The organism is uncultured Ramlibacter sp., from assembly GCF_936925435.1.
GTDB lineage: Bacteria > Pseudomonadota > Gammaproteobacteria > Burkholderiales > Burkholderiaceae_C > Ramlibacter.
Window position 1 is genome coordinate 118,304 of sequence record NZ_CAKZHQ010000048.1, and the last position, 24,779, is coordinate 143,082.

General features: G+C 67.3%; 22 protein-coding genes. 4 read left to right on the forward strand and 18 right to left on the reverse strand.

Going from position 1 to position 24,779, the window contains the following annotated elements; translation table 11 throughout:
- Positions 1 to 27: 27 nt before the first annotated feature.
- Complete coding sequence (locus Q0632_RS19205; protein WP_298933314.1) at positions 28 to 1,059, reverse strand: NADP-dependent oxidoreductase; 1,032 nt, start codon at positions 1,057 to 1,059, stop codon at positions 28 to 30.
- A gap of 20 nt (positions 1,060 to 1,079) precedes the next feature.
- A complete protein-coding gene (locus Q0632_RS19210; RefSeq protein WP_298933316.1) occupies positions 1,080 to 2,243 on the reverse strand; it encodes an MFS transporter in 1,164 nt (387 codons plus the stop codon).
- A 139-nt stretch (positions 2,244 to 2,382) separates the two neighbouring features.
- Between Q0632_RS19210 and Q0632_RS19215 the strand changes: the two genes are divergently transcribed.
- Positions 2,383 to 3,393 carry an AraC family transcriptional regulator gene (locus Q0632_RS19215; protein WP_298933194.1) on the forward strand — a complete coding sequence of 337 codons (1,011 nt, stop codon included), beginning with the start codon at positions 2,383 to 2,385 and terminating at the stop codon, positions 3,391 to 3,393.
- On the opposite strand, the gene Q0632_RS19220 is transcribed toward Q0632_RS19215, so the two are convergent.
- The 7 genes from Q0632_RS19220 to Q0632_RS19250 form a co-directional block, all read right to left on the reverse strand.
- A complete protein-coding gene (locus tag Q0632_RS19220) occupies positions 3,383 to 4,561 on the reverse strand; it encodes an ABC transporter substrate-binding protein (RefSeq protein WP_298933196.1) in 1,179 nt (392 codons plus the stop codon). The genes Q0632_RS19215 and Q0632_RS19220 overlap by 11 nt on opposite strands.
- A gap of 153 nt (positions 4,562 to 4,714) precedes the next feature.
- The gene (locus Q0632_RS19225) at positions 4,715 to 5,875 is read right to left on the reverse strand and encodes an ABC transporter substrate-binding protein (RefSeq protein WP_298933198.1); all 1,161 of its coding nucleotides are present in this window, start codon (positions 5,873 to 5,875) and stop codon (positions 4,715 to 4,717) included.
- 29 nt (positions 5,876 to 5,904) lie between these two features.
- Entirely contained in the window at positions 5,905 to 7,761 is a 1,857-nt protein-coding gene (locus Q0632_RS19230; protein ID WP_298933200.1) for a long-chain fatty acid--CoA ligase, read from the reverse strand.
- 4 nt (positions 7,762 to 7,765) lie between these two features.
- Entirely contained in the window at positions 7,766 to 8,563 is a 798-nt protein-coding gene (locus Q0632_RS19235) for an ABC transporter ATP-binding protein (RefSeq protein ID WP_298933202.1), read from the reverse strand.
- Positions 8,560 to 9,360, reverse strand: coding sequence for an ABC transporter ATP-binding protein (locus tag Q0632_RS19240; protein ID WP_298933204.1), 801 nt, complete (start codon positions 9,358 to 9,360; stop codon positions 8,560 to 8,562). Before Q0632_RS19240 ends, Q0632_RS19235 begins: the two co-directional genes overlap by 4 nt.
- A 111-nt stretch (positions 9,361 to 9,471) precedes the next feature.
- Positions 9,472 to 10,548 carry a branched-chain amino acid ABC transporter permease gene (locus Q0632_RS19245; protein ID WP_298933206.1) on the reverse strand — a complete coding sequence of 359 codons (1,077 nt, stop codon included), beginning with the start codon at positions 10,546 to 10,548 and terminating at the stop codon, positions 9,472 to 9,474.
- A gap of 6 nt (positions 10,549 to 10,554) precedes the next feature.
- Positions 10,555 to 11,451, reverse strand: a complete 897-nt coding sequence (locus tag Q0632_RS19250) for a branched-chain amino acid ABC transporter permease (RefSeq protein WP_298933208.1) — start codon at positions 11,449 to 11,451, stop codon at positions 10,555 to 10,557.
- A 93-nt stretch (positions 11,452 to 11,544) separates the two neighbouring features.
- Here Q0632_RS19250 and Q0632_RS19255 point away from each other — a divergent pair, with 93 nt between their 5' ends.
- Positions 11,545 to 12,342 (forward strand): crotonase/enoyl-CoA hydratase family protein, encoded by a 798-nt coding sequence (locus tag Q0632_RS19255; RefSeq protein ID WP_298933210.1) that lies wholly within the window; start codon positions 11,545 to 11,547, stop codon positions 12,340 to 12,342.
- Between the two features lie 82 nt (positions 12,343 to 12,424).
- Here the strand turns inward: Q0632_RS19255 and Q0632_RS19260 are convergent, their stop codons facing one another.
- On the reverse strand, positions 12,425 to 12,895 hold the full coding sequence (locus Q0632_RS19260) for an acyl-CoA thioesterase (RefSeq protein WP_298933212.1): 471 nt from the start codon (positions 12,893 to 12,895) through the stop codon (positions 12,425 to 12,427).
- A 142-nt stretch (positions 12,896 to 13,037) separates the two neighbouring features.
- Here Q0632_RS19260 and Q0632_RS19265 point away from each other — a divergent pair, with 142 nt between their 5' ends.
- Positions 13,038 to 13,817, forward strand: a complete 780-nt coding sequence (locus tag Q0632_RS19265) for an IclR family transcriptional regulator (RefSeq protein ID WP_298933215.1) — start codon at positions 13,038 to 13,040, stop codon at positions 13,815 to 13,817.
- A 10-nt stretch (positions 13,818 to 13,827) separates the two neighbouring features.
- Here Q0632_RS19265 and Q0632_RS19270 read toward each other — a convergent pair whose 3' ends face one another.
- The 5 genes from Q0632_RS19270 to Q0632_RS19290 form a co-directional block, all read right to left on the reverse strand.
- Positions 13,828 to 14,787: a tripartite tricarboxylate transporter substrate binding protein gene (locus tag Q0632_RS19270; RefSeq protein WP_298933217.1), complete on the reverse strand. Its 960-nt coding sequence runs from the start codon at positions 14,785 to 14,787 to the stop codon at positions 13,828 to 13,830.
- A gap of 33 nt (positions 14,788 to 14,820) precedes the next feature.
- Complete coding sequence (locus Q0632_RS19275; RefSeq protein ID WP_298933219.1) at positions 14,821 to 16,029, reverse strand: CaiB/BaiF CoA-transferase family protein; 1,209 nt, start codon at positions 16,027 to 16,029, stop codon at positions 14,821 to 14,823.
- Positions 16,030 to 16,038: 9 nt separating this feature from the next.
- Positions 16,039 to 17,178, reverse strand: coding sequence for a MaoC family dehydratase N-terminal domain-containing protein (locus tag Q0632_RS19280; protein ID WP_298933221.1), 1,140 nt, complete (start codon positions 17,176 to 17,178; stop codon positions 16,039 to 16,041).
- A 50-nt stretch (positions 17,179 to 17,228) separates the two neighbouring features.
- Positions 17,229 to 18,791: an acyl-CoA synthetase gene (locus Q0632_RS19285; protein WP_298933223.1), complete on the reverse strand. Its 1,563-nt coding sequence runs from the start codon at positions 18,789 to 18,791 to the stop codon at positions 17,229 to 17,231.
- A gap of 160 nt (positions 18,792 to 18,951) precedes the next feature.
- Positions 18,952 to 19,395, reverse strand: coding sequence for a PaaI family thioesterase (locus tag Q0632_RS19290; RefSeq protein ID WP_298933224.1), 444 nt, complete (start codon positions 19,393 to 19,395; stop codon positions 18,952 to 18,954).
- Between the two features lie 41 nt (positions 19,396 to 19,436).
- Here Q0632_RS19290 and Q0632_RS19295 point away from each other — a divergent pair, with 41 nt between their 5' ends.
- Positions 19,437 to 21,299: an ABC transporter ATP-binding protein/permease gene (locus Q0632_RS19295; RefSeq protein WP_298933318.1), complete on the forward strand. Its 1,863-nt coding sequence runs from the start codon at positions 19,437 to 19,439 to the stop codon at positions 21,297 to 21,299.
- Between the two features lie 3 nt (positions 21,300 to 21,302).
- On the opposite strand, the gene Q0632_RS19300 is transcribed toward Q0632_RS19295, so the two are convergent.
- From Q0632_RS19300 to Q0632_RS19310, 3 genes are read right to left on the reverse strand one after another with little or no spacing between them, the layout of a single operon-like run.
- Positions 21,303 to 21,755, reverse strand: a complete 453-nt coding sequence (locus tag Q0632_RS19300) for a (2Fe-2S)-binding protein (RefSeq protein ID WP_298933225.1) — start codon at positions 21,753 to 21,755, stop codon at positions 21,303 to 21,305.
- Positions 21,752 to 23,983: a molybdopterin cofactor-binding domain-containing protein gene (locus tag Q0632_RS19305; protein WP_298933226.1), complete on the reverse strand. Its 2,232-nt coding sequence runs from the start codon at positions 23,981 to 23,983 to the stop codon at positions 21,752 to 21,754. The genes Q0632_RS19300 and Q0632_RS19305 overlap by 4 nt, the downstream gene beginning before the upstream one ends.
- Positions 23,973 to 24,770 carry an FAD binding domain-containing protein gene (locus Q0632_RS19310; RefSeq protein ID WP_298933228.1) on the reverse strand — a complete coding sequence of 266 codons (798 nt, stop codon included), beginning with the start codon at positions 24,768 to 24,770 and terminating at the stop codon, positions 23,973 to 23,975. Before Q0632_RS19310 ends, Q0632_RS19305 begins: the two co-directional genes overlap by 11 nt.
- Positions 24,771 to 24,779 lie beyond the last annotated feature (9 nt).

A 24,779-nucleotide genomic window follows, 5' to 3' on the forward strand; every position in this document is an offset into this window, starting at 1 on the left:
TGGGCGGCGTGTTCGTTGCTGCATGGGTTACAGGGCCGCGACCCTGATCAGCAGTTTTCCGTGGTGGTGTCCTTCCAGCATGTCGACCAGGGCCGCGGGGGCGTTCTCCAGGCCGTCCACGACATGTTCCTGCAGCTTCACCTTGCCCGCGGCGACCCAGCCGGCCATTTCACGGCGGAAGGCCTCGAAGCGCTCGCCATAGTGGTCCAGGATGATGAAGCCCTGCATGTGGACGCGCTTTTGCAAGACTGTGGCCAGCAGCTTCGGCAGATGGTCCGGCCGCAATGCGGGCGCCGCGTCGTTGTAGTGCGCGATGAAGCCGCACACCGGCACCCGTGCGCCGACGTTCAGCAACGGCAGCACCGCATCGAGCACCGCGCCGCCCACATTCTCGAAATACACATCGATGCCTTGCGGGCAGGCCTGGGCCAGCCGCTGCGCGAAGCCGGGGCCGCGCCGGTCGACGCAGGCAGCGAAGCCCAGTTCCTGCACGGCATGGCGGCACTTGTCCTCGCCGCCGGCAACACCCACCACCCGCGCGCCCTTGAGCCTGGCGATCTGGCCGACCATGGATCCCACCGCTCCGGTCGCTGCCGCCACCACCACCGTCTCGCCGGGCCGCGGGCGGCCGATGTCCAGCAGGCCGACATGTGCGGTGAAGCCCGGCATGCCCAGGCCACCCAGCGCATGGGAGGGCACGGCCATGTCGCCCAGCGCCTCCAGCCCGCTGCCATCCGACAAGGCGTAGTCCTGCCAGCCTGCATTGGCAAGCACCAGTTCGCCGGGATGGAAGCCCGGATGGCGCGAGGCGACGACCCGGCTGATGGTGCCGCCGACCATGGTGGCCCCCAGGGGGACGGGCTGCGCATAGCCGGGGCCGGTCTTGTCCATCAGGTTGCGCATGTACGGGTCGAGCGACAGGTACAGCGTGCGCAGCAGCACCTGCCCCTCACCGGGCGCAGTGACAGCCTCGGTCTGCAGGCGGAAATCAGCGGCCAGCGGCAGGCCCTGTGGATGGTTTGCCAGCGTGATGCGCCGGTTGGTCAAGGTGGCGGGCATGGTGGTTTCCGGTAGCTTGCTCATGAACGTGCTCCCGGGCCATAGCGCCATGTGATCAAGCTGCCCAGCCCCAACGCCACCACCGCAAAAGCGGGTGCGCCAAGGGCGCCGGCATGGTCGACCAGCAGGCCGCCGCCCACGGCCCCGGCGGCGATCGCCACCTGGAACGCGGCGACCAGCAGGCCGCCGGCCCCTTCGGCCTGGTCCGGCGCGCTGCGCAGGATCCAGGTCTGGAAGCCGACCGGAAACGCGCCGAAGGCGAAGCCCCACAGGGTCACGGTGATGGCCGTCACGGCGGTGGAAGTGCCGGCGACCAGCAGGCTCAAGGCCAGCAGGACGATCAGCACGCCGCCCGCCACGATGGCGTGGCGCTCGCTGCGTCCTGCGATCCATCCGCCGGCGAAGTTGCCGAAGAAGCCGCCGACGCCGTAGCCCAGCAGGATGGCGGAGATCGCTTCGACCGGCAGCCGGGTCACTTCCTCCATCACCGGCCGGATGTAGGTGAATCCCGCGAAATGGCCGGAGATCACGAACAGCACGGCCACCAGAGCGGTGCGCACATCCGGCCGCGCGAGCAGGGCGCCCAGGGCCCTCAGGTTCGCCTGGCCTCTCGGTGGCAAGGCCGGCAGGGTCAGGGCCTGCACCGCGAGCGCCAGCACGCTGACCGCACCGGCCGCGATGAAGGCGCTGCGCCAACCCCACAGTTCGCCCATCCACGCGCCGATCGGCGCCGCGCAGACGGTGGCGACGGAGACCCCGGTCAGCACCACCGAAATCGCGCGCGCGACCAGCGGCTCCGGCACCAGCCGCATCGCCAGGGCGGCTGCCATCGACCAGAAGCCGCCCAGCGCAATGCCCAGGAGCACGCGCGCGCCCAGCAGGACGGCCAGCGAACCGGCTGTGGCGGCGAGCAGGTTGGACACCAGGAGCAGGCCGGTCAGCGCCAGCAGCACCGACTTCCGGTCGAAGCGCCGGGTCAGCAGCGGGATGGAAGGGGCGGCCACGGCGCCGACCAGGGCCGTGGCCGTGACGGCCTGGCCCGCCACACCCACGGACACATGCAGGTCCGCCGCCATGGCGGTGAGCAGGCTGGCGGGAAGGAATTCGGCGGTGACCAGGCCGAAAACGCCCAGGGCGAGCGACGCGACCCCAGGCCAACGGGCGGCCGGCGGGTGGGCAGCGATGGTTGGAACGCCTGCGGGGGCCAGGGCGTCCAGGCAGGTAGAGCAGGAAGGAGATGACACGGAATGCGAAGCCTTGTTGTGCGTAAGGTTGGCCAGCTTAGGCCTAGCATCTGCGGCTTTCCATGCCGGAACAGCCGAAATGCTTGACCGTTTCTCCAGACTGGCCATCGTGGCCGCCATCGACGGGTCCAAGGCGCCTGACCTTCTCACGCAGATCCTGCTGGGCCTGCGCCTGGAAGGGGTGGAATATGGCCGCTGCCTGATGCATGCGCCCTGGGCCGTGGCCTTCCCGGCGCAGCCGACCCCGCGGTTCCATTTCGTCGCCAGTGGCGGCTGCTGGATCCGCGCCCAGGACTCGGAGTGGCTGCAGTTGAATGCCGGCGATGCCGTGCTGTTGCCGCGGGGCGGCGCCCATGTGCTGGCCAGCGCGCCGGAGGTTCGCGCCGTGCCCATTGACTCGCTGGCGCGGGTGGGCGTGGCCGACGACATCTACATGGTGCGCGGCGCGGCCGGCGATGCAGGCCCTCCTTCCCATGTGCTGTTCTGCGGGGAGATGCGTTTCAACCTCGACCCGCTGCATCCCCTGCTGGCGATGATGCCGCAGGTGATCCGGGCCGGCGAGCTGGCACGGCGCGACCCGACGGTGCCGCTGCTGCTGGACGCGATGGAGCGTGAAGTGGCGCACAACCGCATCGGCGCCTGCGGCATTCTCGCGCGCATGGCCGACGTGCTGGCGGCGAGCATCATCCGCGCATGGGTGGAATGCGCCTGCAGCAACTCCACCGGCTGGATCAGCGCCCTGCGCTGCCCCAGCGTGGGCAAGGTGCTCGTGGCCATCCATGCGGAGCCGGAACGCGACTGGAGCGTGCCCGCGCTCGCGCAGCTGATGGGTGCGTCGCGCTCGCGCTTCTCGCAGGCTTTCAAGGAGGCTGTGGGCGAAAGCCCGGCGAAGTACGTCGCCAAGATCAGGATGTTCCAGGCCAGCCGCTGGATCGGCCAGGAAGGCATGCGGGTCACCGTCGCCGCCGGCCGCCTGGGCTACGACTCGGAGGCCTCCTTCAGCCGGGCCTTCAAGCGCATCGTCGGCCACGCCCCGAGCATGGCGCGGGCCCGGTCGATGCACGCGGGCGCGCCCGCCCTCAGGGCTTGACGTAGTCCGACACCACCACCCACTTGCCATCCTTGATCTGCGACAGGCGCGACAGGTCGTTGCCCAGGCGCTTGGTGGCGGTGTAGCTGCTTTGCGGGCTGCCGAACATGTCGGGCTCGATGGTCAGGGTGTCCATGGCCTTGACGAAGCTGTCGGTGTTCAGGTTCGGGCCGGCCTTCTGCGCCGCCTTGATGAAGGCGTCGATGATGATGTAGCCGTAGACCGAGAAGACCGTCGGGTCTTCGTTGAACTTGGTCTTGTACTTGTTGGCCCAGAAGCGCATCGGCTGCGAGGCCTCGTCCAGGTAGGGATGCTGAACCGTCATCGTGCCGTACAGGCCGTCCATGGCCTTGCCGCCCAGCTTGTGGATCAGGTCGGTGTACAGCGCGCTGGAGCCGATGAAGACCGGGTTGAAGCCGGTCTTGCGCGACTCGGCGATGGTGCCTATGGTCTCGCGGATGATGGTGCCCAGCACCACGATTTCGCAGCCGGAGGATTTCATCTTCGCCACCTGCGATGAGAAGTCGGTGGCGCCGCGCTTGTAGCTGGTCTTTTCGGCCACCTCCATCGAAATGCTCTTGAGGCCGGCCTCGGCGCCGCGCTGCACTTCCAGGCCGAAGTCGTCGTCCTGGTAGATGGTGCAGACCTTCTTGGCGTTCTTTTCCTTGACCAGCTTGGGCAGGGCGATGCGGATCTGGTCGTAGTAGGTGGCGGCAAACGAGTACTTGAGCTTGTGCAGGGGCTCGTACATCTCGCGCGCGGCCGTGATGGGAAAGAAGTTGACCACGCCTTTTTCGAACTGCACCGGCATGGAGGCCATGTTCTGCGCCGTGCCCAGGTGGCCGGCCATGATGAAGACCTTGTCCTGGTTGACCAGTTTTTGCGCCGCCAGCACCGCCTTCTTGGGATCGTAGCCGTCGTCCTCGGCCACCAGCTTGAGCTTGCGGCCATGGATGCTGCCTTGCTCGTTCAATTCGTCGATGCGCAGCAGCATGCCGTTGCGGGCCTGCTTGCCGTAGCCGGCCAGCGGGCCCGACATGTCCTGGATGGTGCCGATCAGGATCTCGTTCTTGCTCACGCCCTGGCTGGTGCTCTGGGCCAGAGCGAGGGGGGCACCGGTGGCAAGGGCGGCCGCAACGGCAAGGCGGGCAGCGTGGTTCAGCTTCATCGCGCGTCTCCTGTAGAAGTTGGTGGTAAGCCAGGGCCATTCTTGCCCCGTGCCCCGCGCTGTCAAGCTGGCGTATTCACTTAGGGGAACACGCGCACACGCCCGAAAAAAAGCCGCCCCTGAGGGCGGCTTCGGCATCAGCGCGGGAGCGCCTTACTTGCCGTAATCGGACACCACCACCCATTTGCCGTCCTTGATCTGGGACAGGCGCGACTGGTCATTGCCCAGGCGCTTGGTGGCGGTGTAGTTGCTCTTGGGGCTGCCGAACATGTCCGGCTGGAAGGTCATGTTGTCCATGGCCTTGACGAAGCTGTCGGTCGTCAGGGTGGGGCCGGCCTTCTGGGCAGCCTGGATGAACTGGTCGATGATGAGGTAGCCGTAGGCCGAAAACACCGTCGGGTCTTCATTGAACTTGGTCTTGTACTTGTTCGCCCAGAAGCGGATCGGTTGCGAGGCCTCGTCCAGGTAGGGGTGCTGCACCGTCATGGCGCCGTACAGGCCGTCCATGGCCTTGCCACCCAGCTTGTGGATCAGGTCGGTGTAGACCGCGCTGGAGCCGTAGAACAGCGGGTTGAAGCCGGTCTTGCGCGACTCGGCGATGGTGCCTATGGTCTCGCGGATGATGGTGCCCAGCACCACCAGCTCGCAGCCCGAGGCCTTCATCTTCGCCACCTGCGAGGAGAAGTCGGTCGCGCCGCGCTTGTAGCTGGTCTTCTCGGCGTAGTCCATGCCGATGGATTTGAGGCCGGCCTCGCCGCCGCGCAGCACTTCCAGGCCGAAGTCGTCGTCCTGGTAGATCACGCAGACCTTCTTGAGGTTCTTCTCCTTGACCATCTTGGGGATGCCCTGGCGCATCTGGTCGTAGTAGGTGGCGGCAAACGAGTATTTGAGCTTGTGCAGCGGCTCGTACATCTCGCGTGCGGCGGTGATGGGGAAGAAGTTCACCACGTTCTTGTCGAACTGCACCGGCATGGAAGCCATGTTCTGGGCCGTGCCCAGGTGGCCGGCGACGATGAAGACCTTGTCGGAGTTGACCAGTTTTTGCGCGGCCAGAACCGCCTTCTTCGGGTCGTAGCCGTCGTCCTCGGCCACCAGCTTGAGCTTGCGGCCGTGGACGCTGCCCTGCTCGTTGAGCTCGTCGATGCGCAGCAGCATGCCGTTGCGCGCCTGCTTGCCGTAGCCGGCCAGCGGGCCCGACATGTCCAGGATGGTGCCGATCAGGATCTCGTTCTTGCTCACGCCCTGCTGCTGCGCGCCAGCCAGGGTGGACGCCAGGGCCAGCGTGGCCAGAGCGAGGGTGGACTTCAACTTCATCAACTGTCTCCTAGGGGTGAAAGGGCTGTCTAGCGGTACATCGCATCGATTTGCGGCGCGTACTTGGTCTGCACCAGCTTGCGCTTGAGCTTCATGGTCGGTGTCAGCTCCTCGTCCTCGGCCGACAGCTGGGTGTCGAGCAGGAAGAACTTCTTGATCTGCTCGACCCGGGCGAACTTGCGGTTGACGCGGTCGATCTCGGCCTGGATCAGCTCCTGCACTTCGGCGGCGCGCGTCAGGCTGGCGTAGTTGGAGAAGGGCACGTCACTGTCCTGCGCAAACTTCTCCACGTTCTCCTGGTCGATCATGATGATCACTGTCAGGTAGGGCAGCTTGTCGCCGATCACCACCGCGTCCGTCACGTAGGGGCTGAACTTGAGCTCGTTCTCCAGCTCGCTGGGCGTGATGTTCTTGCCGCCGGCCGTGATGATGATGTCCTTCATGCGGTCGGTGATGCGGAAGAACCCCTCCTCATCGACCAGGCCGACGTCGCCTGTGTGCAGCCAGCCGTCGGCGTCGATGGTCTCGGCCGTCTTTTCCGGCTGGTTGAGGTAACCCATGAAGACGTTGGCGCCGCGCACCAGGATCTCGCCGGTGGCCGGGTCGAGCCGCACCTCGTTGTAGCTGGCGGCCGGCCCGATCGAGCCGGGTTTGATGCGGCTGGCCGGCACGCCGGTGGCGGCGCCGCAGGACTCGGTCATGCCCCAGACCTCCAGCATGGGCACGCCCAGCGCCAGGTACCACTTGACCAGCTCCGGTGAGATCGGCGCGGCGCCGGTCACCAGGAAGCGGGCGCGGTGAATGCCGATCAGCTTGCGCACATTGTTCAGGGCCAGCCAGCGCGCCAGGCTGAACTTGAACTTGAGCGCACCGTCCACGCTCTGGCCGGCCAGCACCTTGTCGGCGATCTGCGTGCCCACACCGATAGCCCAGGCATAGGCGGCCTGCTGCAGCGGGCTGGCCTCCTTCAGGGTGATCATCACGCCGGAATAGAACTTCTCCCACACGCGCGGCACGGCGGTGAACACCGTGGGCGCGATCTCGCGCACGTTCTCCGGAACCGTCTCGGGGTTCTCGACGAAGTTGAGGATGGCGCCGGTGTAGAGCGCGTGGTACTCGCCGCCCAGGCGCTCGGCGATGTGGCACAGCGGCAAAAAGCACATGCGCTCGTCCTGCGCGGTCTGTGCCACCAGGGTGTTGTAGCCGCGCACGGTATAGACCAGGCCGCGGTGGCTGTGCATCGCGCCCTTGGGCTTGCCGGTGGTGCCCGAGGTGTAGACCAGGATGGCCAGCTCTTCGGGGCGACAGGCTTGCACCCGCTGCTCGAGCTCGCCGGGGTGGATGGCCATGCGCGCGCGGCCCAGGGCGCGCAGCGCGTCCAGGCTCATCACGCCGGGATCGTTCAGCTCGCGCAGACCCTCCATGTCGAAGACCACGATCTTGCCAAGGCCGCCGAGCTGGGCGCGCACCTCCAGCGCCTTGTCCAGTTGCTCGTCGTCTTCCACGAAGAGGATGGAGCTGCCCGAGTCTTCGCACAGGTACTGCACCTGGGAGGCGGCATCGGTGGGATAGATGCCGTTGGACACGCCGCCGCAGGACAGCACGGCCAGGTCGCTGAGAACCCATTCGACGATGGTGTTGGACAGGATGGAGGCGGTGTGGCCCGGCTGGAAACCCAGGGCCAGCAAGCCGGCGGCGATCTCGCGCACGGCGTCACCGGTCTGCGTCCAGCTCCAGCTGCGCCAGATGCCCAGCTTCTTCTGGCGCATCCAGACCTGGCTGCCGCGCTGCGCCACGCCGTTCCAGAACATGGCGGGGATGGTGTCACCCTCGAGCACCACGCGGGTCTCGGGCTGGATGTGGGTCAGGTCCCAGAGATTGCTCATCTTGTCATCTCCAGTTCTTTTTCTTCTTCCACCTGCGTTCGCCGCGCACACCGGCTTCCTTCATGCCCAGGTAGAACTCCTTGATGTCGTCCTTCTCGCGCAGACGGGCGCAGGTGTCTTCCATGACGATGCGGCCGTTCTCCAGCACGTAGCCATAGTCCGATGCGTTCAGGGCCATGTTGGCGTTCTGCTCGACCAGCAAGATGGTGGTGCCGCGCTCGCGGTTGATGCGCACCACGATCTCGAAGATCTCGCGCGTGAGCTTGGGTGACAGGCCCAGGCTGGGCTCGTCCAGCAGGATCAGGTCGGGCGAGGCCATGATGGCGCGTGAGATGGCCAGCATCTGCTGCTGGCCACCCGACAGCAGGCCGGCGTCCTGCTCGGCGCGCTCGCGCAGGATGGGGAAGTAGCTGTAGACCGCCTCCATGTCGTGCGCCACGCCATCGCGGTCGCGGCGCGTGTAGGCGCCCATCAACAGGTTGTCGCGCACCGACAGCAGGGGAAAGACCTCGCGCCCCTCGGGCACATGCGACAGGCCTTGCTGCACGATGTGGGCCGGGTCGCGCGCGGTGATGGCCTCGCCCTTGAACTCGATGCTTCCCTTGCGCGGGTCGATGATGCCGGAGATCGTCTTCAAGATTGTCGTCTTGCCGGCGCCGTTGGAGCCCAGCACGGTGGCGATCTCGCCGCGGCGCACCTGCAGGCTGACGCCACGGATGGCCTTGATCGGGCCGTAGGCCGACTCGACGTTGGACAGCTTGAGCACCGGCTGGTCGCTCACCGGAGGTGGAGAAAGGCTCATGCGGCCTCCCTGCGCAGCGCGGAGACGTCGTCGATCGAGCCCAGGTAGGCCTCGACCACGCCGGGATCGGCCTGCACCTCGCGCGGTGTGCCCATGGCCAGCATCTCGCCCTGGTTCATTGCCAGCACCCGGTCGGACACCTTGGACACCAGGCTCATGTCGTGCTCCACCATCAGCACGGTAACGCCCAGCTCGTGCTGGATGTCCTGGATCCAGAAGGCCATGTCCTCGGTCTCTTCCACGTTCAGGCCGGAGGAGGGCTCGTCCAGCAGCAGCAGCCTGGGCTCGGTGCACAGTGCGCGCGCCAGCTCGACCACCTTGCGCACGCCGTAGGGCAGGCCGGCGACCAGGGCGTCGCGATGGTGCTGCAGGTCCAGGAAGTCGATCACTTCCTCCACCTTCTCGCGCGCCGCGATCTCGGCGGCGCGCACCTTGCCGGTGAAGAACATCTCGCTCCACAGGCCCGGGCTGTGGTGCGTGTGGCGCCCGATCAGCAGGTTGTGCAGCACGGTGGCGTGCTCGAACAGCTCGATGTTCTGGAAGGTGCGGGCGATGCCCAGCGAGGCGATCCTGTGCGGCGGCTGCGCCGTCAGCAGCTTGCCGTCGAACTCGATGCTGCCGGTGGTGGGCGCGTAGATGCGGCTGATCAGGTTGAACACCGTGGTCTTGCCAGCGCCGTTGGGCCCGATCAGGGTGAAGACCTCGCCGCGCTTGACGTCAAAGCTGACGTTGTTGACCGCCAGCACGCCGCCGAAGCGCACGCTGATGTTTTTTGCTGAAAGAAGAACTTCAGTCATTGGAATGTCCAGGAAGTCGTGCCTTCACGTGGGCAACCGCGGATCCGGCTTTGCCGGGCCGCTGGTTGCGCCCCCTTGAGGGGGAGGCGCCGCAGGCGCTTCGGGGGTGGGTCATTTCAATCTGTCCGACTTCTGAAACGACTTCTGCCGCTTGAACAGGCCTATGCGGTAGAACGGGAACAGCTGGAAATAGGTCCGCACCTTCAGCCAGCGGCCGTACAGACCCAGCGGCTCGAACAGCACGAAGGCGATCAGCACCAGGCCGTAGACCAGGCCTTGCAGGCCCGGCGCCTGGCCGATGGCCGCTGGCAGCCAGTCCTTGGACAGGGCGATCAGCTGCGGCATGGAGATCAGGAAGATGGCGCCCAGGAAGGCGCCGTGCACCGAGCCCAGGCCGCCGATCACCACCATCAGCAGCAGATCCACCGACTGCAGGATGTTGAACTGGTCGGGCGAGATGAACGACAGCTTGTGCGCATAGAGCGCGCCGCCGATGCCGGCCAGCGCCGCCGACAAGGCGAACGACAGGGTCTTGTAGCGCGCCAGGTGGATGCCCATGCTCTGCGCCGAGATTTCAGAGTCGCGGATGGCGACGAAGGCGCGGCCGGTGGGCGAGCGCAGCAGGTTGAGGATGGCCAGCGTCGAGACCACGGCGATCAGCAGACACAGGAAGTAGAACTCCTCACCCGAGCTGAGCTTCCAGCCGAACATCTGCGGCGCCTTGACATGGATGCCGGCGTTGCCGCCGGTGACCGACTCCCAACGCGCCAGAACCTCCTCGACGATGAAGCCAAAGGACAGGGTGGCGATGCCCAGGTAGATGCCTTTGACACGCAGCGCTGGCAGGCCGACGATGATGCCCACCGCCGCCGACAGCAGGCCGGCCAGGGCCAGGGCGATGGGAAAGGGCAGTCCCATGTTGGTCAGCACCGCCTGGGTGTAGGCGCCCACGCCCAGGAAGGCCGCGTGGCCCAGCGAGAACAGGCCGGTGAAGCCGGCCAGCAGCATCAGGCCCAGGCCGACGATGGCGTAGATCAGCACGAAGGTCAGCTGGGCCAGCCAGTACTCGGCGAACAGCCAGGGCGCGGCCAGCAGCAGCAGGCCCAGCAGGCTGTACCAGAAGACATGGCCACCATGCTTGGCCAGCTTGATGTCCTGGCCGTAGTCGGTCTTGAAGATAAAACGCATGGCGGCCTAAACCTTCTTCCTGAGTTTTTCGCCAAAGAGGCCGTTCGGTTTGACCATCAGCATGACCAGCACCACGATGTAGGCCGCTGTGTCCTTGAAGCCCTGCGGCAGGTAAAAGCCCGAGAGCGACTCCACCACGCCGATCACCAGGCCGCCGACGATGGCGCCGGGCAGGCTGCCGAAGCCGCCGACCACGGCCGCCGGAAAGGCCTTCAGGCCGATGAAGCCCATGTTGGCGTGGACGAAGGTGATGGGCGCCAGCAGCAGGCCGGCCACCGCGGCCACCGCGGCGGCCAGGCCCCAGACCAGGCCGTTGAGGCGCTTGACCGGGATGCCCATGTAGTAGGCCGCCAGCTGGTTTTGCGAGGCGGCCTGCATGGCAATGCCCACCTTGCTGTAGCGAAACACCGTGAACAGAAGTGCGCACAGCACGGCGGTGGCGGCGATCACCGCCATCTGTTCGACGTTGAGCACCAGGCCGCCCTGGCCCGCAGCGTCGCCGCCGAGGTTCCAGACCATGTCCTTATAGGGCACGGGCAGGGTGTGGGTCTCGGTGCCGATGGCCGGGATCATGGTGATCAGGCCGCGTGCCACATAGCCGATGCCGATGGTCAGCATGACGATGGAAAAGGCCGGCTGGCCCAGGATGGGGCGGATGACGATGCGTTCGAGCAGCACGCCGAACAACGCCATCGCGGCGATCGCGCTGGCCACCGCCACCCAGTAGGGAAAGCCCAGCATGGTCATGGCCGCCAGGCCGCAGAACGCACCCAGCATCATCAGCTCGCCCTGGGCGAAGCTGACGGTCTCGGTGGCCTTGTAGATGAGCACGAAGCCCAGCGCAATCAGCCCGTAGATGCATCCCTGCGAGACGCCGCTGATCAGCAGTTGAAGGAATTGCAAGCCGGCTCCAGATTTTTTCTTGTGGCCCGGTTATAGCGGCGCAGGGCCCTGCGCCTGTACAGGGTTGGCCCGCATTCGGGTGTAATCCCTTGCATGAATCCAGCCGTGCAGATTGAACGTGCCGGACCAGTCACCGTGGTGACACTGGACCGGCCCGAGGTGCGCAACGCGGTGGACGCCGTCACCGCGCGGGCGCTCTACCAGGCCTTCGTCGACTTCGATGCCGACCCCCAGGCCCGTGTCGCCGTGTTCCATGGCGCCAACGGCCACTTCTGCGCCGGCTGGGACCTGCAGGCCGGCGCCAGGCTGGCGCAGCAGGGCAGCGACGGCATGCTGGCTGACCTGGACTTTGCGTCCGATGACACGCAGCCCGCCGGACCCATGGGGCCGTCCCGCCTGCTGCTGTCCAAGCCTGTGGTGGCCGCCGTCAGCGGCGCCGCCGTGGCCGGCGGCATGGAGCTGGCCCTGTGGTGCGACATGCGGGTGATGGAGGAGGACGCCTACTTTGGCGTGTACTGCCGGCGCTTTGGCGTGCCGCTGATCGACGGCGGCACCGTGCGGCTGCCGCGCCTGGTGGGCATGGGCCATGCGATGGACCTGATCCTGACCGGTCGCAAGGTCGAATCTGGTGAGGCGCTGACCATGGGCCTGGCCAACCGCGTCGTGCCCTCTGGCGGGGCACGCGAGGCCGCCATCGCGCTGGCCCAGCAACTGGCGGCCTTTCCCCAGGCCACCATGCTGGCCGACCGCATGAGCGCGTACCGGCAATGGGAGCTGCCGCTGGCGCAGGCCCTGCATGCGGAATGGGAAGGCGGCAAGCAGCGCATCGCCGATGGCGTTCAGGGGGCGGAGCGCTTTGCCGCCGGCGCCGGCCGCCACGGCCGCTTTTGATCCGGCCCCGCCATTTTTTGATGGGAAATCGGCCTCTAGCTCCCGGGAAATCTGCCTGAGGCGCTATTGAATTTGTAGCGTTTCAATGCCGCGGCAGGGGCCGCGGCTGGCCGGCCTCGTCGATGGCCACATAGGTCAGGCGCGCCTCGGTGACCTTGATGTACTGGCCCTGCGAGCGGAAGCGCTCGGCGAAGACCTCGACCTGCACGGTGACGGAGGTGCGGCCGATGCGGGTGACCTCGGCATAGAAAGACAGGATGTCGCCGACGCGCACCGGCTGCTTGAAGATGAATTCGTTGACGGCCACCGTGGCCATGCGGCCCTCGGCATAGCGCGCCGGGATCACCGAACCGGCCAGGTCGACCTGGGCCATGACCCAGCCGCCGAAGATGTCGCCGTTGGCGTTGCAGTCGGCCGGCATGGGGATGACCTTGAGCACCAGTTCCTTGTGGGTCGGCAACTGCACTGCCGGCCCGGTGGCAGGCAAGGGGTTGCTGGCGATCGCGCCATCGGCGGTGACAGTGGCGCGAGGCGGGAGGGAATCGGTGGACATGGGCGCAATCTCCGGGAGCTCAATGGCGGCGATTGTCGCCCATGGGCCGCGGCGCGGTGCCTAGAATGGGCACTGTCCCAACCTCACGCGCTACGCGGGCTTCCCTTTGGCTACACGCACCAAGACTGCAGACATTCCCGCCGTGGCGGACGTACCCGGCCCGTCCAAGGCGCGTGCCGTCCCCGCCGTCTCGCGCGCCATCGCCATCCTGCGCCTGCTGGGCCGCTCGAACGAGCCCATGGGCATGAAGGCCATCTCCAACGCGCTGGACCTGGTCCCCAGCACCGCCTTGCACATCCTGCGCGTGCTGGTGCAGGAGGAACTGGTCAATGTCGACGCCGGCAGCAAGCGCTACAGCCTGGGCAGCGGCATGCTGAGCCTGGCGCGCAGCGTCATCGAGCGCAGTGATTTCCCCAGCCTTGTGCAGCCGGTGCTCGATCGCGTGGCGCGCAAGTGGGGGGTGTCCACCATGGGCGTGGAGATCACGGCGAGCAACCGCATGGTGGTGCTGGCGCTGTCGCGCCTGCAAACGCCGTTTCGCCTGCATGTGGACGTGGGCAGCCGCTTTCCCGCCCTGGTCAGTGCCACCGGCCGGCTGGTTGCGGCCTTTTGCGGCGACAGCTGGGAGCAGCTGGAAAAGAAGTTCAACGCCGTGCGCTGGGACAAGCCCGTGAGCCTGCCGGCCTGGAAGAAAGAAGTCGAGCACGCGCGGCGCGCGGGCTACAGCGTGGACCGCGACACCTATATCAGCGGCGTCACCCTGGTGGCGGTGCCCCTGCTCGATGCGGCCGGCAAGATCAGCTACACCCTGGTGGCCGCCGGCCTGTCCGACCAGCTCAATCAGGCCGTGGTGCTGCAGCTGGTGGCCGACCTGCGCGAGGAAGCGCAGGCGCTGGCGCCCCTGCTGTCTCCCTTGCGCTGAGGCGGCAGGGTCAATCGACCTTGATGCCCGAGGCCTTGATGATGGGGCCCCACTTCTTGCGCTCAGCCTGGGCGAACTCGGCCAGCTGCGCGGGCGTGCCGCCGGCCGGATCGAAGCCGATGTCCAACAGCTTCTGGCGCGTCTCGGGGCGGGCCATCACCTTCGTGATGGCGGCGTTCAGGCTGGCGATCACCGGCGCCGGCGTCCCGCGCGGCGCATACAGCGCGTTCCAGGCCACCACTTCGTAGCCGGCAAAGCCCTGCTCGGCCACGGTCTTGACGCCGGGCGCCAGGCCGCTGGGCTTGGCCGAGGTGACGGCGATGGCGCGCACGCTGCCGCTGGTGATGTGGGTGCGCAGCGCTGTGGGCGTATCGACGATCAGGGGCAGCTGGCCCCCGAGCACGTCGGTCATCGCGTTGCCCGAGCCTTTGTAGGGAACGAAGAACAGGGCCGCGCCCGAACGTTCCTTGAGCAGTTCCACCACCAGGCGGGCGGTGGTGCTTGGAATGGCGATGTCGGCCGAGCGCTGGCCGGACTTTGCCGCGGCGACGACGTCCTCCATGGTGCGCAGGTTGGACTTGGCATTGGCCACCAGCATCATCGGGAAGGTGCCGATCAGCGCCACGGGCTCGAAATCGCGCTCCGCATCGAAGCGCAGGGACGGATAGAGAAACTGGTTGAGGGCGTGGGTGGCGTTCGTCCCCATGGTCAGGGTGTAGCCGTCAGCCGGGGCCTGTGCGGCCAGCTCCGTGCCCAGGTTCCCGCCCGCGCCGGGCTTGTTGTCAATGACGACGCTCTGGCCCAGCTCCTTGGCCAGTTGCTCGGCCATGTAGCGGGTGGCGATGTCGGTTCCCTGGCCCGCTGCGTAGGCCACGATGATCTTGATCGGCCGGGCAGGCCAGGTCTGGGCGAAGCTCACCGGAACGGCGCATGCCAGCGCGGCGACCACGAGCAGTCTGCGAAATGTCATGTCTTGTCTCCATTTGATTTTGTTTGTGCTGCGTCAATTGGCCGGCGGTGCAGCGCCCGTTGATTTCAAGGTCTTGATTTCCTCTTCGGTGAATCCGAGGCCGCGCAGGATGTCGGCCGAATGCTGGGCAAACAGCGGCGGGCCGTCGCCGGGCGTTGCAGGCGTTCCGTGCAGCAGCGCCGGCGAGCGGATGCCCTTGTAGGCGCCGCGTTCGACAACGAGCTGGCGGTGTTGTGCATGGGCTTGGCCGAGCGCCTGCGGCACGGTGTTGACCTGGCCGGCGGGAACGCCCAGGCGCATCAGGTCTTCACACAGCGCAGCGGCGGGCAGCTTGTGCAGAACCGGCTCGATCCAGGCCCGCAGCTCGGCGCGGTGGGCCACCCGCTGGGCATTGGTGGCAAAGCGCGCGTCGGCGGCGATGTCCTCACGTGCAATATGGCTGCAAAAGCGCCGGAACTGAGCGTCGTTGACGATGCCGATGAAGACCTGGCCGTCGGCAGCCGTGAACTTGTCGTAGGGCGCGATGTTGGGATGGGCGCTGCCCAGCAGGGCGGGTGCGGTTCCCGAGGCCATCCAGTTGGCCGCGTGCGGCAGCAGCAGGCTGATGGCGGTGTCGAACAGCGTGGCTTCCACGCGCTGGCCGCGGCCCGTGCGATGGCGCCCGTTGAGCGCCATCAGGATGCCGGACAGCGCGACATAGCCGGTCAGATGGTCCACCACAGGCACGCCCATGCGGGTCGGCCCCTGCGATGCTTCGCCGTTGACGCTCATCAGGCCGCACATGGCCTGCAGCACGGCGTCATAGCCTGGCAGCTGGCCCAGCGGCCCGTCGGCGCCAAAGCCGGTGACGGCGCAATACACCAGGCGGGGGTATTGGCGCGAGAGAACCTCCTCGTAGCCCAGGCCCCAGCGCTCCATGGTGCCGGGCAGGAAGTTCTCCACCAGCACGTCGGCATCTTCCAGCAGGCGCGCCAGCACCTCGCGCCCGAGCGGCTGGCCCAGGTCCAGCGAGAGGCCGCGCTTGCCGCGGTTGAGCGCGCCGAAGTAGGCGGCCTCGCCGCGGCTGTCGAAGGGAGGGCCGAGCCTGCGGGTGTCGTCACCCGCAGGCGGCTCGACCTTGATGACATCGGCGCCGTGGTCCGAGAGGATCTGCGTGCACAGAGGTCCGGCCAGCACGCGCGTCAGGTCGACGACCTTGACGCCGTGCAGTGCCCCGCCCCGGTCAGGTGTGGCTGGCCACATGGGGGCGGTTCAGCCCCTGGTGGGCAGTTCGACCACGCCGGAGCCGAGCACGGACAGTTCGTCGTCCTGGTTGCGTGCCTCCTGCTCGATCTCCACCAGGTGGCGGCCGCCTTCGACGAACTTGCGCAGGACCTTGCCCTTGATGAACAGCATGTCGCCTTCCGGGTTGTGGCGGCGGATCTTGCAGCTGGCAGAGCGCAGGAAGCCGTCGTCGCCCATCCAGTTGGTCATGTGGTGGGTCAGCCAGGAGGTGCGCTCCGGACCGTAGTCGTATGCGCCGGGCGCGCCCACTTCCAGGGCGAAGTCTTCTTCCCAGTGCACGCGCTCGGGCACGTCCGGGATGCCGAAGCGGTTCTTGATGCCGACGCCGGGATGGGCGTCGATCAGCTGCCAGGCCAGCTTGTTGGCGCGGATGTACAGGCCGCCCCAGCCCTGGGCATAGGCGATGAAACCGGTCACCGTCATCGGGCCCTTGAACATCACGGGCAGTGCTTCACCTTCCTTGACGTCTTCCCAGTAGCGGGGCGTGGCGCCGCGCACTTCTTCCTTGCGGTACAGATCGTAGGCGGCGGCGATTTCCTCTTCGCTGTACTTGCGCGGCTCGCGGGCGCGCACTTCCTTGTACTTGCTGCCCTTCTCGCGGGCATGGTCGCGCTCCGTGCGGAAGCACCAGCTGTCGCACTCGGAGACCTTGTCGCCCTGCTGGTTGAAGAAGTCCACGTGGTAGATCTGCTGGACGGCGCGGCCGGCGAACTTGGTGTCGTGCTCGATCAGGTCCTTGAGGTAGGCCTCGGTCTTGATCTCGTCATTGCGCTGGACGTTCTTGTGCCAGGTCCAGTTGGAGCCCGACCACATGGCGTGCACGCCGGGCAGGCCGCCCACATAGCCCGAGACGATGCGGCTGGTGGCGAACAGGAAGCTGGGCAGGGCGATGATGCCGCCGTGCTTGGTCTTGGCGGCGTAGTCCGGATCGCACCACAGCGGGTTGTCGTCGCCGATGCCATGCGCGTAGTGGCGGATGTTGTCGCGCGTGGCTTCATGGCACCAGGGCTCAGCGGTCTGGCCGATCTTGACGCCGATGCGCTTGCGCAGGTCGTCCATCCCCTGTTCTGTGATCTTGGGGAAGGTTCGTTCGTTGATGTTGGACATGCTTGGGTCTCCTTTGGTCAATTCTGGTGGGTCGGTCGTGAAGCGGTGATTCAGGTTGTGGTTGCGGCGGCCGCCTTGGCCTCGCGCTCGCGCAGCACCTTGCGGTGAACCTTGCCTGCGGGTGTCTTGGGCAGTTCGGTGACGAACTCGACCAGGCGCGGATATTCGTGCTGGCCGAGCTTGCCGCGCACCAGGTCCTGGATTTCGCGAACGAAGTCCTCGCTGGCCGGCCGGGTGGTGACGACGAAGGCCTTGACCACCTGGCCGCGCAGTTCGTCAGGCACACCGATGGCAGCGGCCTCCAGGGCGTCGGGATGCGTGAGCATGGCGTTCTCCAGTTCGACCGCGCTCATGGTCCAGCCGGCCGAAATGATCACGTCGTCGGCTCGCCCTGCGTGGTAGAAGTAGCCGTCCTCGTCGATGCGCGCCAGATCCTTGGTGTGGATCCATTCGCCGCGCCGGCGCACCATCAGGTTGCCGTTGACGCCGGGCGCGCAGGGCAGGCCCTGGTCGTCCTGCACCTGGACCTCGCCGCCGGGCACGGCCTTGCCCAGGGAGCCGGTCTTGACCGGGAAATCGGCGGCGCCGGGGTAGTTGACCAGCACCACGCCGATCTCGGTCGTGCCATACATGGAGCAGACCTCCAGGCCGAAGGTGCTGCGCACAAACCCGGCGGTCTCGTCGTCGATCGGTTCGCCGGTGAACGACAGCTTCTCGATGACGTACTTGTAGTTGCCGCCCACGCCGGAGTTCTTCATCATGCGGTAGTGGGTGGCGGCCGCGGACATGTTGGTGAAGCCATGGCCGGACAGTGCCTGCAGCAAGCGCTCGGCGTTGAATCGGCCGGCCCAGGCGCCGATGGTCAGCCCCATGGCCAGCGGCGCGAAGGTGCCATGCCACAGGCCATGGCCCCAGGCGGGCGAGGACGGGCAGATGAAGCGATCGCCCGGACGCAGACCCGTGCCGTACAGCGCCGCGACCATCAGGGTGACCAGGGTGCGGTGGCTGTGCTTGACCGCCTCAGGAAGCTCGCGCGTGGTGCCCGATGTGTACTGGAACACCGCCAGGCTGTCGGCGCGCGTGCGGGTGTCGAAGCTGGGCGCAAGGCCTTGCAGCGCGGCCAGGGCGGCATCGTCGAACACGGTGACCTTCTGGCCTTCGATGCCGCGCACGGTTTGCGCCTTCTCGCTGTTGGTGACGACCAGGCCGGGTTTGCAGTCGTTCAGGCGCAGGCGCATGGCCTCGGGGCCGAACAGCGTGAACATGGGCACCGCGATGGCGCCGGCCTTGATGGCGCCGAACATCGCCACGTAGAAGGCGCGCGATGGTTCCAGCATGATGGCCACGCGGTCGCCGGGCTGGATGCCCTGGGCCACCAGCCAGTGGGCGAAGCGCGAGGAATCGTCGGACAGCTCGCGGTAGGTGATGGTTTCATCGTGGCCATCGGCATGGACCACGATGACCGCGTCACGGCCCGATGCCGCATGGCGGTCCACGCACTCATGGGCGATGTTCAGATGTTCGCGATCGCCGTCGAACAACTCCCACAGTTTCGCGGAGGAGAAGTTTTGCTGGGCGTCGGTCCAGGTCGTGTAGTCGGTCAGGAGATGCATGGGGCCTGCTTGGAATCAGTGAAGCCAAGTATTCCGATTCCTGATGAAGTTGTCAAATACAACGTGCAATTGTATTAGTACAAATATGATGGAAACGCGACGCGGCCACCGATGCGCGTGGCTTGGTTCGAAAGGAGAGGGGAGCCGGCCTGGCGGCGGCTCAGGCGGCGACGATTTTCATCAGGGCCTGGGCCGACATCACCGGCTGGCCGTCCACGCTGAGCAAGCCCTGCATGAACAGCATGCTGGCAGTACGGTGCACAACGCTGCCGCGCGCCTCGATCAACATGCCCTTGGTCGCCGGCGCGAGAAAATGCGCGTCCAGCTGCAGCGTGACGCACTTGAGGCGGCCGGACGCTTCCCAGGCAATGGCGCTGAGCGCGTGGTCCATCAGGGTTTCGAGCAGGCCACCGTGGACCATGCCTGCGGGGTTGAGGTGCCGGTCATCGGCCAGGATGGCGTAAGCCCAGGCTGTGTCTTCCTTGCGGGTCCACAGGGGGCCGGCGCAATCGATGAAGCCGCCCAAGCTGCGTTTTTTCCAGCCGTTCGCCAGCAGGGCCTCTTCGTTGGCAGGGCTGTTCGAAACGCTGGCATCTGCGGACATGGGCACAATCTCTGGTCTACAAGAATCCACGATTGTCCCCGATGCGCCGCTCCGGTGAACTTGCCTCTTCCTCCACCGCCGCGCCGGGCGGCGCCGCACCCGCCGCGCGCGGTCACACCGACTGGGCCACGCTGCAGCGCCTTTTCCCCTACCTGTGGCAGTACAAGTGGCGGGTGCTGGCCGCCCTGGCTTTCATGGTGGGGGCCAAGCTGGCCAACGTCGGCGTGCCGCTGCTGCTCAAGAACCTGGTCGATGCCATGAGCTTCAAGCCCGGTGACGCGCAGGCACTGTTGGTGGTGCCGGTAGCGCTGCTGCTCGGGTACGGCCTGCTGCGCCTGTCCACCTCGGTTTTCACCGAGTTGCGCGAACTGGTGTTCTCGCGCGCCACCCAGGGCGCGAGTCGCTCCATCGCGCTGGAGACCTTCCGCCACCTGCACGCGCTGAGTCTGCGCTTCCATCTGGAGCGCCAGACCGGCGGCATGACGCGTGACATCGAGCGCGGCGTGCGCGGCATCGAGTCGCTGATCTCGTACTCGCTCTACAGCATCATCCCCACGCTGATCGAGGTGGCGCTGGTGCTGACCATCCTGGCCGTGAAGTTCGATGCATGGTTCGCCTGGATCACCATCGCCGCGCTGGCCGTCTACATCGTCTTCACCGTGACGGTGACCGAATGGCGCACCAAGTTCCGCAAGGAGGCCAACGAGTTCGATTCGGCGGCCCACAGCAAGGCGGTGGATTCGCTGCTGAACTACGAGACCGTCAAGTACTTCAACAACGAGGACTTCGAGGCCAGGCGCTACGACGAGAGCCTGGACCGCTACCGGCGCTCGCGCATCAAGGCGCAGTTCACGCTGTCCATGCTCAATACCGGCCAGCAGCTGATCATCGCGGTGGCCCTGGTGACCATGCTGTGGCGCGCCACCCTGGGCGTGGTCGACGGCCGCATGACCCTGGGCGACCTGGTGATGGTCAACGCCTTCATGATCCAGCTGTACATCCCGCTGAACTTCCTGGGCGTGCTCTACCGCGAGATCAAGCAGAGCCTGACCGACCTGGACAAGATGTTCGTGCTGATGGAGCGCGAGCGCGAGGTGGCCGACGCCCCCGGCGCGCCGGTGCTGCAGGGGCTGGAACAGCCGGTGGTGAGGTTCGAGCATGTGAACTTCGCCTATGAACCGGCGCGCCAGATCCTGCACGACCTGAGTTTCGAGATCCCGGCCGGCAAGACAGTTGCCGTGGTCGGGCCTTCGGGCTCGGGCAAGTCCACCCTGGCCAGGCTGCTGTACCGGTTCTACGATGTGCAGGAGGGAAAGATCACCATCGCCGGCCAGGACATCCGCGCCGTCACCCAGGCCAGCGTGCGCCAGGCCATTGGCATCGTGCCGCAGGACACGGTGCTGTTCAACGACACGGTGGAATACAACATCGCCTATGGCCGGCCCGGCGCCGGCCGTGCCGAGGTGGAGCAGGCCGCACGCGCCGCCCACATCCACGCCTTCATCGAAGCCATGCCACGCGGCTACCAGACCATGGTGGGCGAGCGCGGCCTGAAGCTCTCGGGCGGCGAGAAGCAGCGCGTGGCCATTGCCCGCACCCTGCTGAAGGACCCGCCCATCCTGATCTTCGACGAGGCCACCTCGGCGCTGGACTCGGCCAACGAGCGCGCCATCCAGGCGGAACTGGAAAGCGCGGCGCAGAACAAGACCGTGCTGGTCATCGCGCACCGCTTGTCCACTGTCGTGGACGCCCACGAGATCCTGGTGCTCGATGCCGGCCGCATCATCGAACGCGGCAACCATGGCCAGCTGCTGGCGCTGGACGGCCGTTATGCACGCATGTGGGCGCTGCAGCGCCAAAGCAGCGAGCGCGTGCCGCAGGACGCGGCGCAGCCTGCGGGCTGAGATCTAGAAAAGTTCGTTCAGCGCCCGACTGACGCCCCCATAGCCGGTGCAGCGGCACAGGTTGCCGCACATGAGTTCGCTGGCCTCCAGCGCGTCTGGCCTGGGGATGCGCTGGTGAAGGTAGGTCATGGTCATCACCATGCCGGCCGAGCAATAGCCGCACTGGACGGCGCCGCAGCGCGCCAGCGCATCGCGCACCGGTGCGCTGGCCTCGTCGGCGGCCATGGCTTCTATGGTCGTCACGCGCCGGCCTTCGAGCTGCCAGGCCATGACGAGGCAGGCGTTCGCGGGCTCGCCGTCCAGCCACACCATGCAGGCCCCGCAGCGCCCGATTTCGCAGCCGGGCTTGGCGCCGACGAGGCCGAAGTCCTCGCGAAGGATGGACAGCAGGCGGCGCTCAACCACGCAGCGCACGGCCACGGCCGACCCATTGAGTTCGAAGTGCACTTGCGTCATTCAGACTGCTCCAGAAAATCCAGCACCGCATCTGCTGTCACAGGCAGCGCCCTGACATGCATGCCGAGCGCGACACCCACCGCATTGGCAATCACGGGGACGGCAATGTTGACGCCGATCTCGCCGGCGCCGCGGGGACCGACGACATCGCCCTCGGGCAGGTCCTCGATGGTGATCACCTCCATCTGCGGCGCATCGGCCAGGGTCGGGATCAGGTAGCCGTCCAGGTTGCGCGCGAGATAGCGGCCGCCCTGCATGGCCAGCACCTCCGTTGTGGCCATGCCCTGGCCGATCAGGGCACCGCCTTCCATCTGCCCCAGCAGCCCCATCGGTGACACCACGGGGCCGAGCGCAGCGGCGATGACCAGCCGTTCGACGCGCACGCCACCGGTCCAGGTGTCGACGGCCACCTGCGCCAATGCAGCGCAGGCACCGAACACGAAGTGCGCAGCGTCGATTTCGCTGGGCGTTTCCTCGCCATGCAGTTCGATCAGCATCTGCGGGCGTGCGTCTCCCAGTGCCTGGGCCAGAGCGGCGTAGCTCAGGCAAAGCTCGCCTGCGTTCCACAGGCCGCCGGCGCCGGCGCGCAGCGTGCCCGCTCGAGTGCCCAGCACCCCGGCCGCCAAGGCGCACAGGCGCTCCTGCCAGGCCGCCCCCCGCGTGGTCAAGGCTTGCCAGACCAGCGTGGTCGCGCGCGACGCAGCCACCGGGCCCGAGTCGGGCGCCAGCCCCGAGTCACCCAGGACGGGCCGCACATCGTCTTCGCCGCAAGCCAGGCAGCGCACCGCCAGCGAGCGCAGGCTGCCAATCAGGTTCTGGCCCAGCTCGGTGAAGCCCGTTCGCAGTTCCACCGCCCCGTCTGGCGCCAGCGCAATGACAAGCCGCGTGCCATTGGGCCCGCCGCGGCCGAAGCCGTCGCTGCGATGGACCAGCGCCAGGCCGATGCCGCGGCGCCAGCGCCCATCCGTCCACTGGCGCGGCCCCTGCCACAGCGGATGGCGCGCGACCGCCGCGAGTGCCAGCGACGGCCCGTTGAAGGGCACGACGACCTGGCCCAAAGGCCCCGGGCCGTCCGCAGCCTCCAGGTTGATCCTGCGAAAGGCCGCAGCGTCCATGCCGACGGCCTGGGCCAGCCGGTCCATCTGCTGCTCGAGCGCGAACTGCACCTGCACTGCGCCGAAGCCGCGAAAGGCGCCGGCGATGCCGTTGTTGGTGTAGGCCAGCCGTCCCTCGATGGCGACGGCGTCATAGCGATAAGGGCCGACAGCATGCTCCTGCGCCGCGTCCAGCACCTCGGGCCCATGGGTCGCATAAGCGCCGGTATCGGCCAGGATGTCGACCTCGTGTAAGCGCAATCGCCCTTGCGCGTCACAACCTGTGCGCATCCGGATGCGCATGCCGTGCCGCTTGACGCCCAGGTCCACCGACTGCGGGCGCCTGAGCTGCAGTCGCACGGCGCGCCCGGCTTTCCAGGCCAGCAGTGCGGCGATGGGCTGGATGGTCAGTTCGTCCTTGCCACCGTAGGACCCGCCCACGGGCGTGCCCACCACCCGCACTTGCTCGGGCGGCAGGGCCAGCATCGCGGCGATGACCTGGCGATCGCGTTCGGGGTTGTGGCAGCCGAAGTGCACCACCCATCCGCCGGCGCCGTCCGGCTCGACCACGCCGCCTTCGGTCTCAAGATAGGCGTGCATCTGCCGGGGCGACTGGTACTCGGCCTCGATCACCTGGGTGCAGGCCAGGCGTGCCGCGTCGGCATCGCCGCGCCGGTGGGCTGTCGCATGCAGGAGGTTGCCGCTCTCGTGCACCGCCGCAGCCCCGGCCTGGAGCGCCGCAGCCATGTCGTCCACCAGCGGCAGGGGCGCGTAGACCACCCGGATCAGGGCTGCCGCCTGTTCGGCCAATGCCAGCGTTTCCGCAGCCACGGCGGCGACAGGATCCCCCACGCACCGGACCTTGTCGTCGCACAGCACTGGGCGGTCGACCACGCGCAGTCCGTAGCGGGCCACGCCCGGAATGTCGGCGGCCGTTACCACCGCGTGCACGCCGGGCAGCGCAAGCGCGGCCTGCACGTCGATGGAAACGATGCGCGCATGCGGATGTGCGCTTCCCAGGATGGCCCCATGCAATTGCCCTGGGCGCAGGCGGTCGCTCGGGTAGCCGGGATTGCCACCCAACTTGGCGACGGCGTCCGGCCTGGCCGCATGCCGGCCGCGTTCATTCGCCATGGTCCGCTCCCTTCAGTCGACCGGTGATCACGGCGGCGGCCACCCGTGCCAGCGCGGGCGCTTGCGCCAGGTCGATGGCGCAGGCCTGGCGCAGGCGCGGGCCGCCGCCATCGGTCAAGCGGACGCCCGCGAGCGCCTGTTCGACCTGGGGCAGCCGGCGGGCGCGCAGGCCGGCCCCAGCCACGGCGACCTGCACCCCGTACAGGCGCTCCTGCGCATCCTGGCCGGCGCTCAGCGCAATGGAAATCCGGCTGGGGGAGAAGGCGGCGCGATGACCGACCTTCTCGAAGAAGGTCACACGCGGTGGGACCGCGACGTCCAGTCGCAGGGCGATGAGCAGAGTGCCATCGGCACGTTCCAGCCAATCTTGCAGCGGTTCGCACCGGCCGTCGACGTTTTCGGCGCAGGCGCCCAGCGCCAGCAGCACGGGCAGGGTGTCACCGAAGCCCCAGGCGACGTTGCCCCCGAGCGTCGCCAGGTGCCGCACCGGCAGTGCGGCGATGGCGTTGCAGGCCGCAGTGAGCAGCGGCGCGTGCTGCCCGACCAGGGCGTCGCGCCGCAGGGCCTCCAGGCGCATGGCAGCACCCATGCGCAGCCCGCCATCCGCCAGCGCAATGCCCTGGGCCGCCGGCAGCTGGGTGACGTCGAGCAGTGTCAGGGACGGCGGCGTGCCGTCCCAAGCCAGTTGCAACGCGGTTCCGCCCCCGACGAAGGCGCCCTGCGAACCCAGCCTGCTGCGGCGCGCCTGTGCATCCGCGCCGCTGGTGGGAAATTCGACCGTGGTCATGGGCATGGT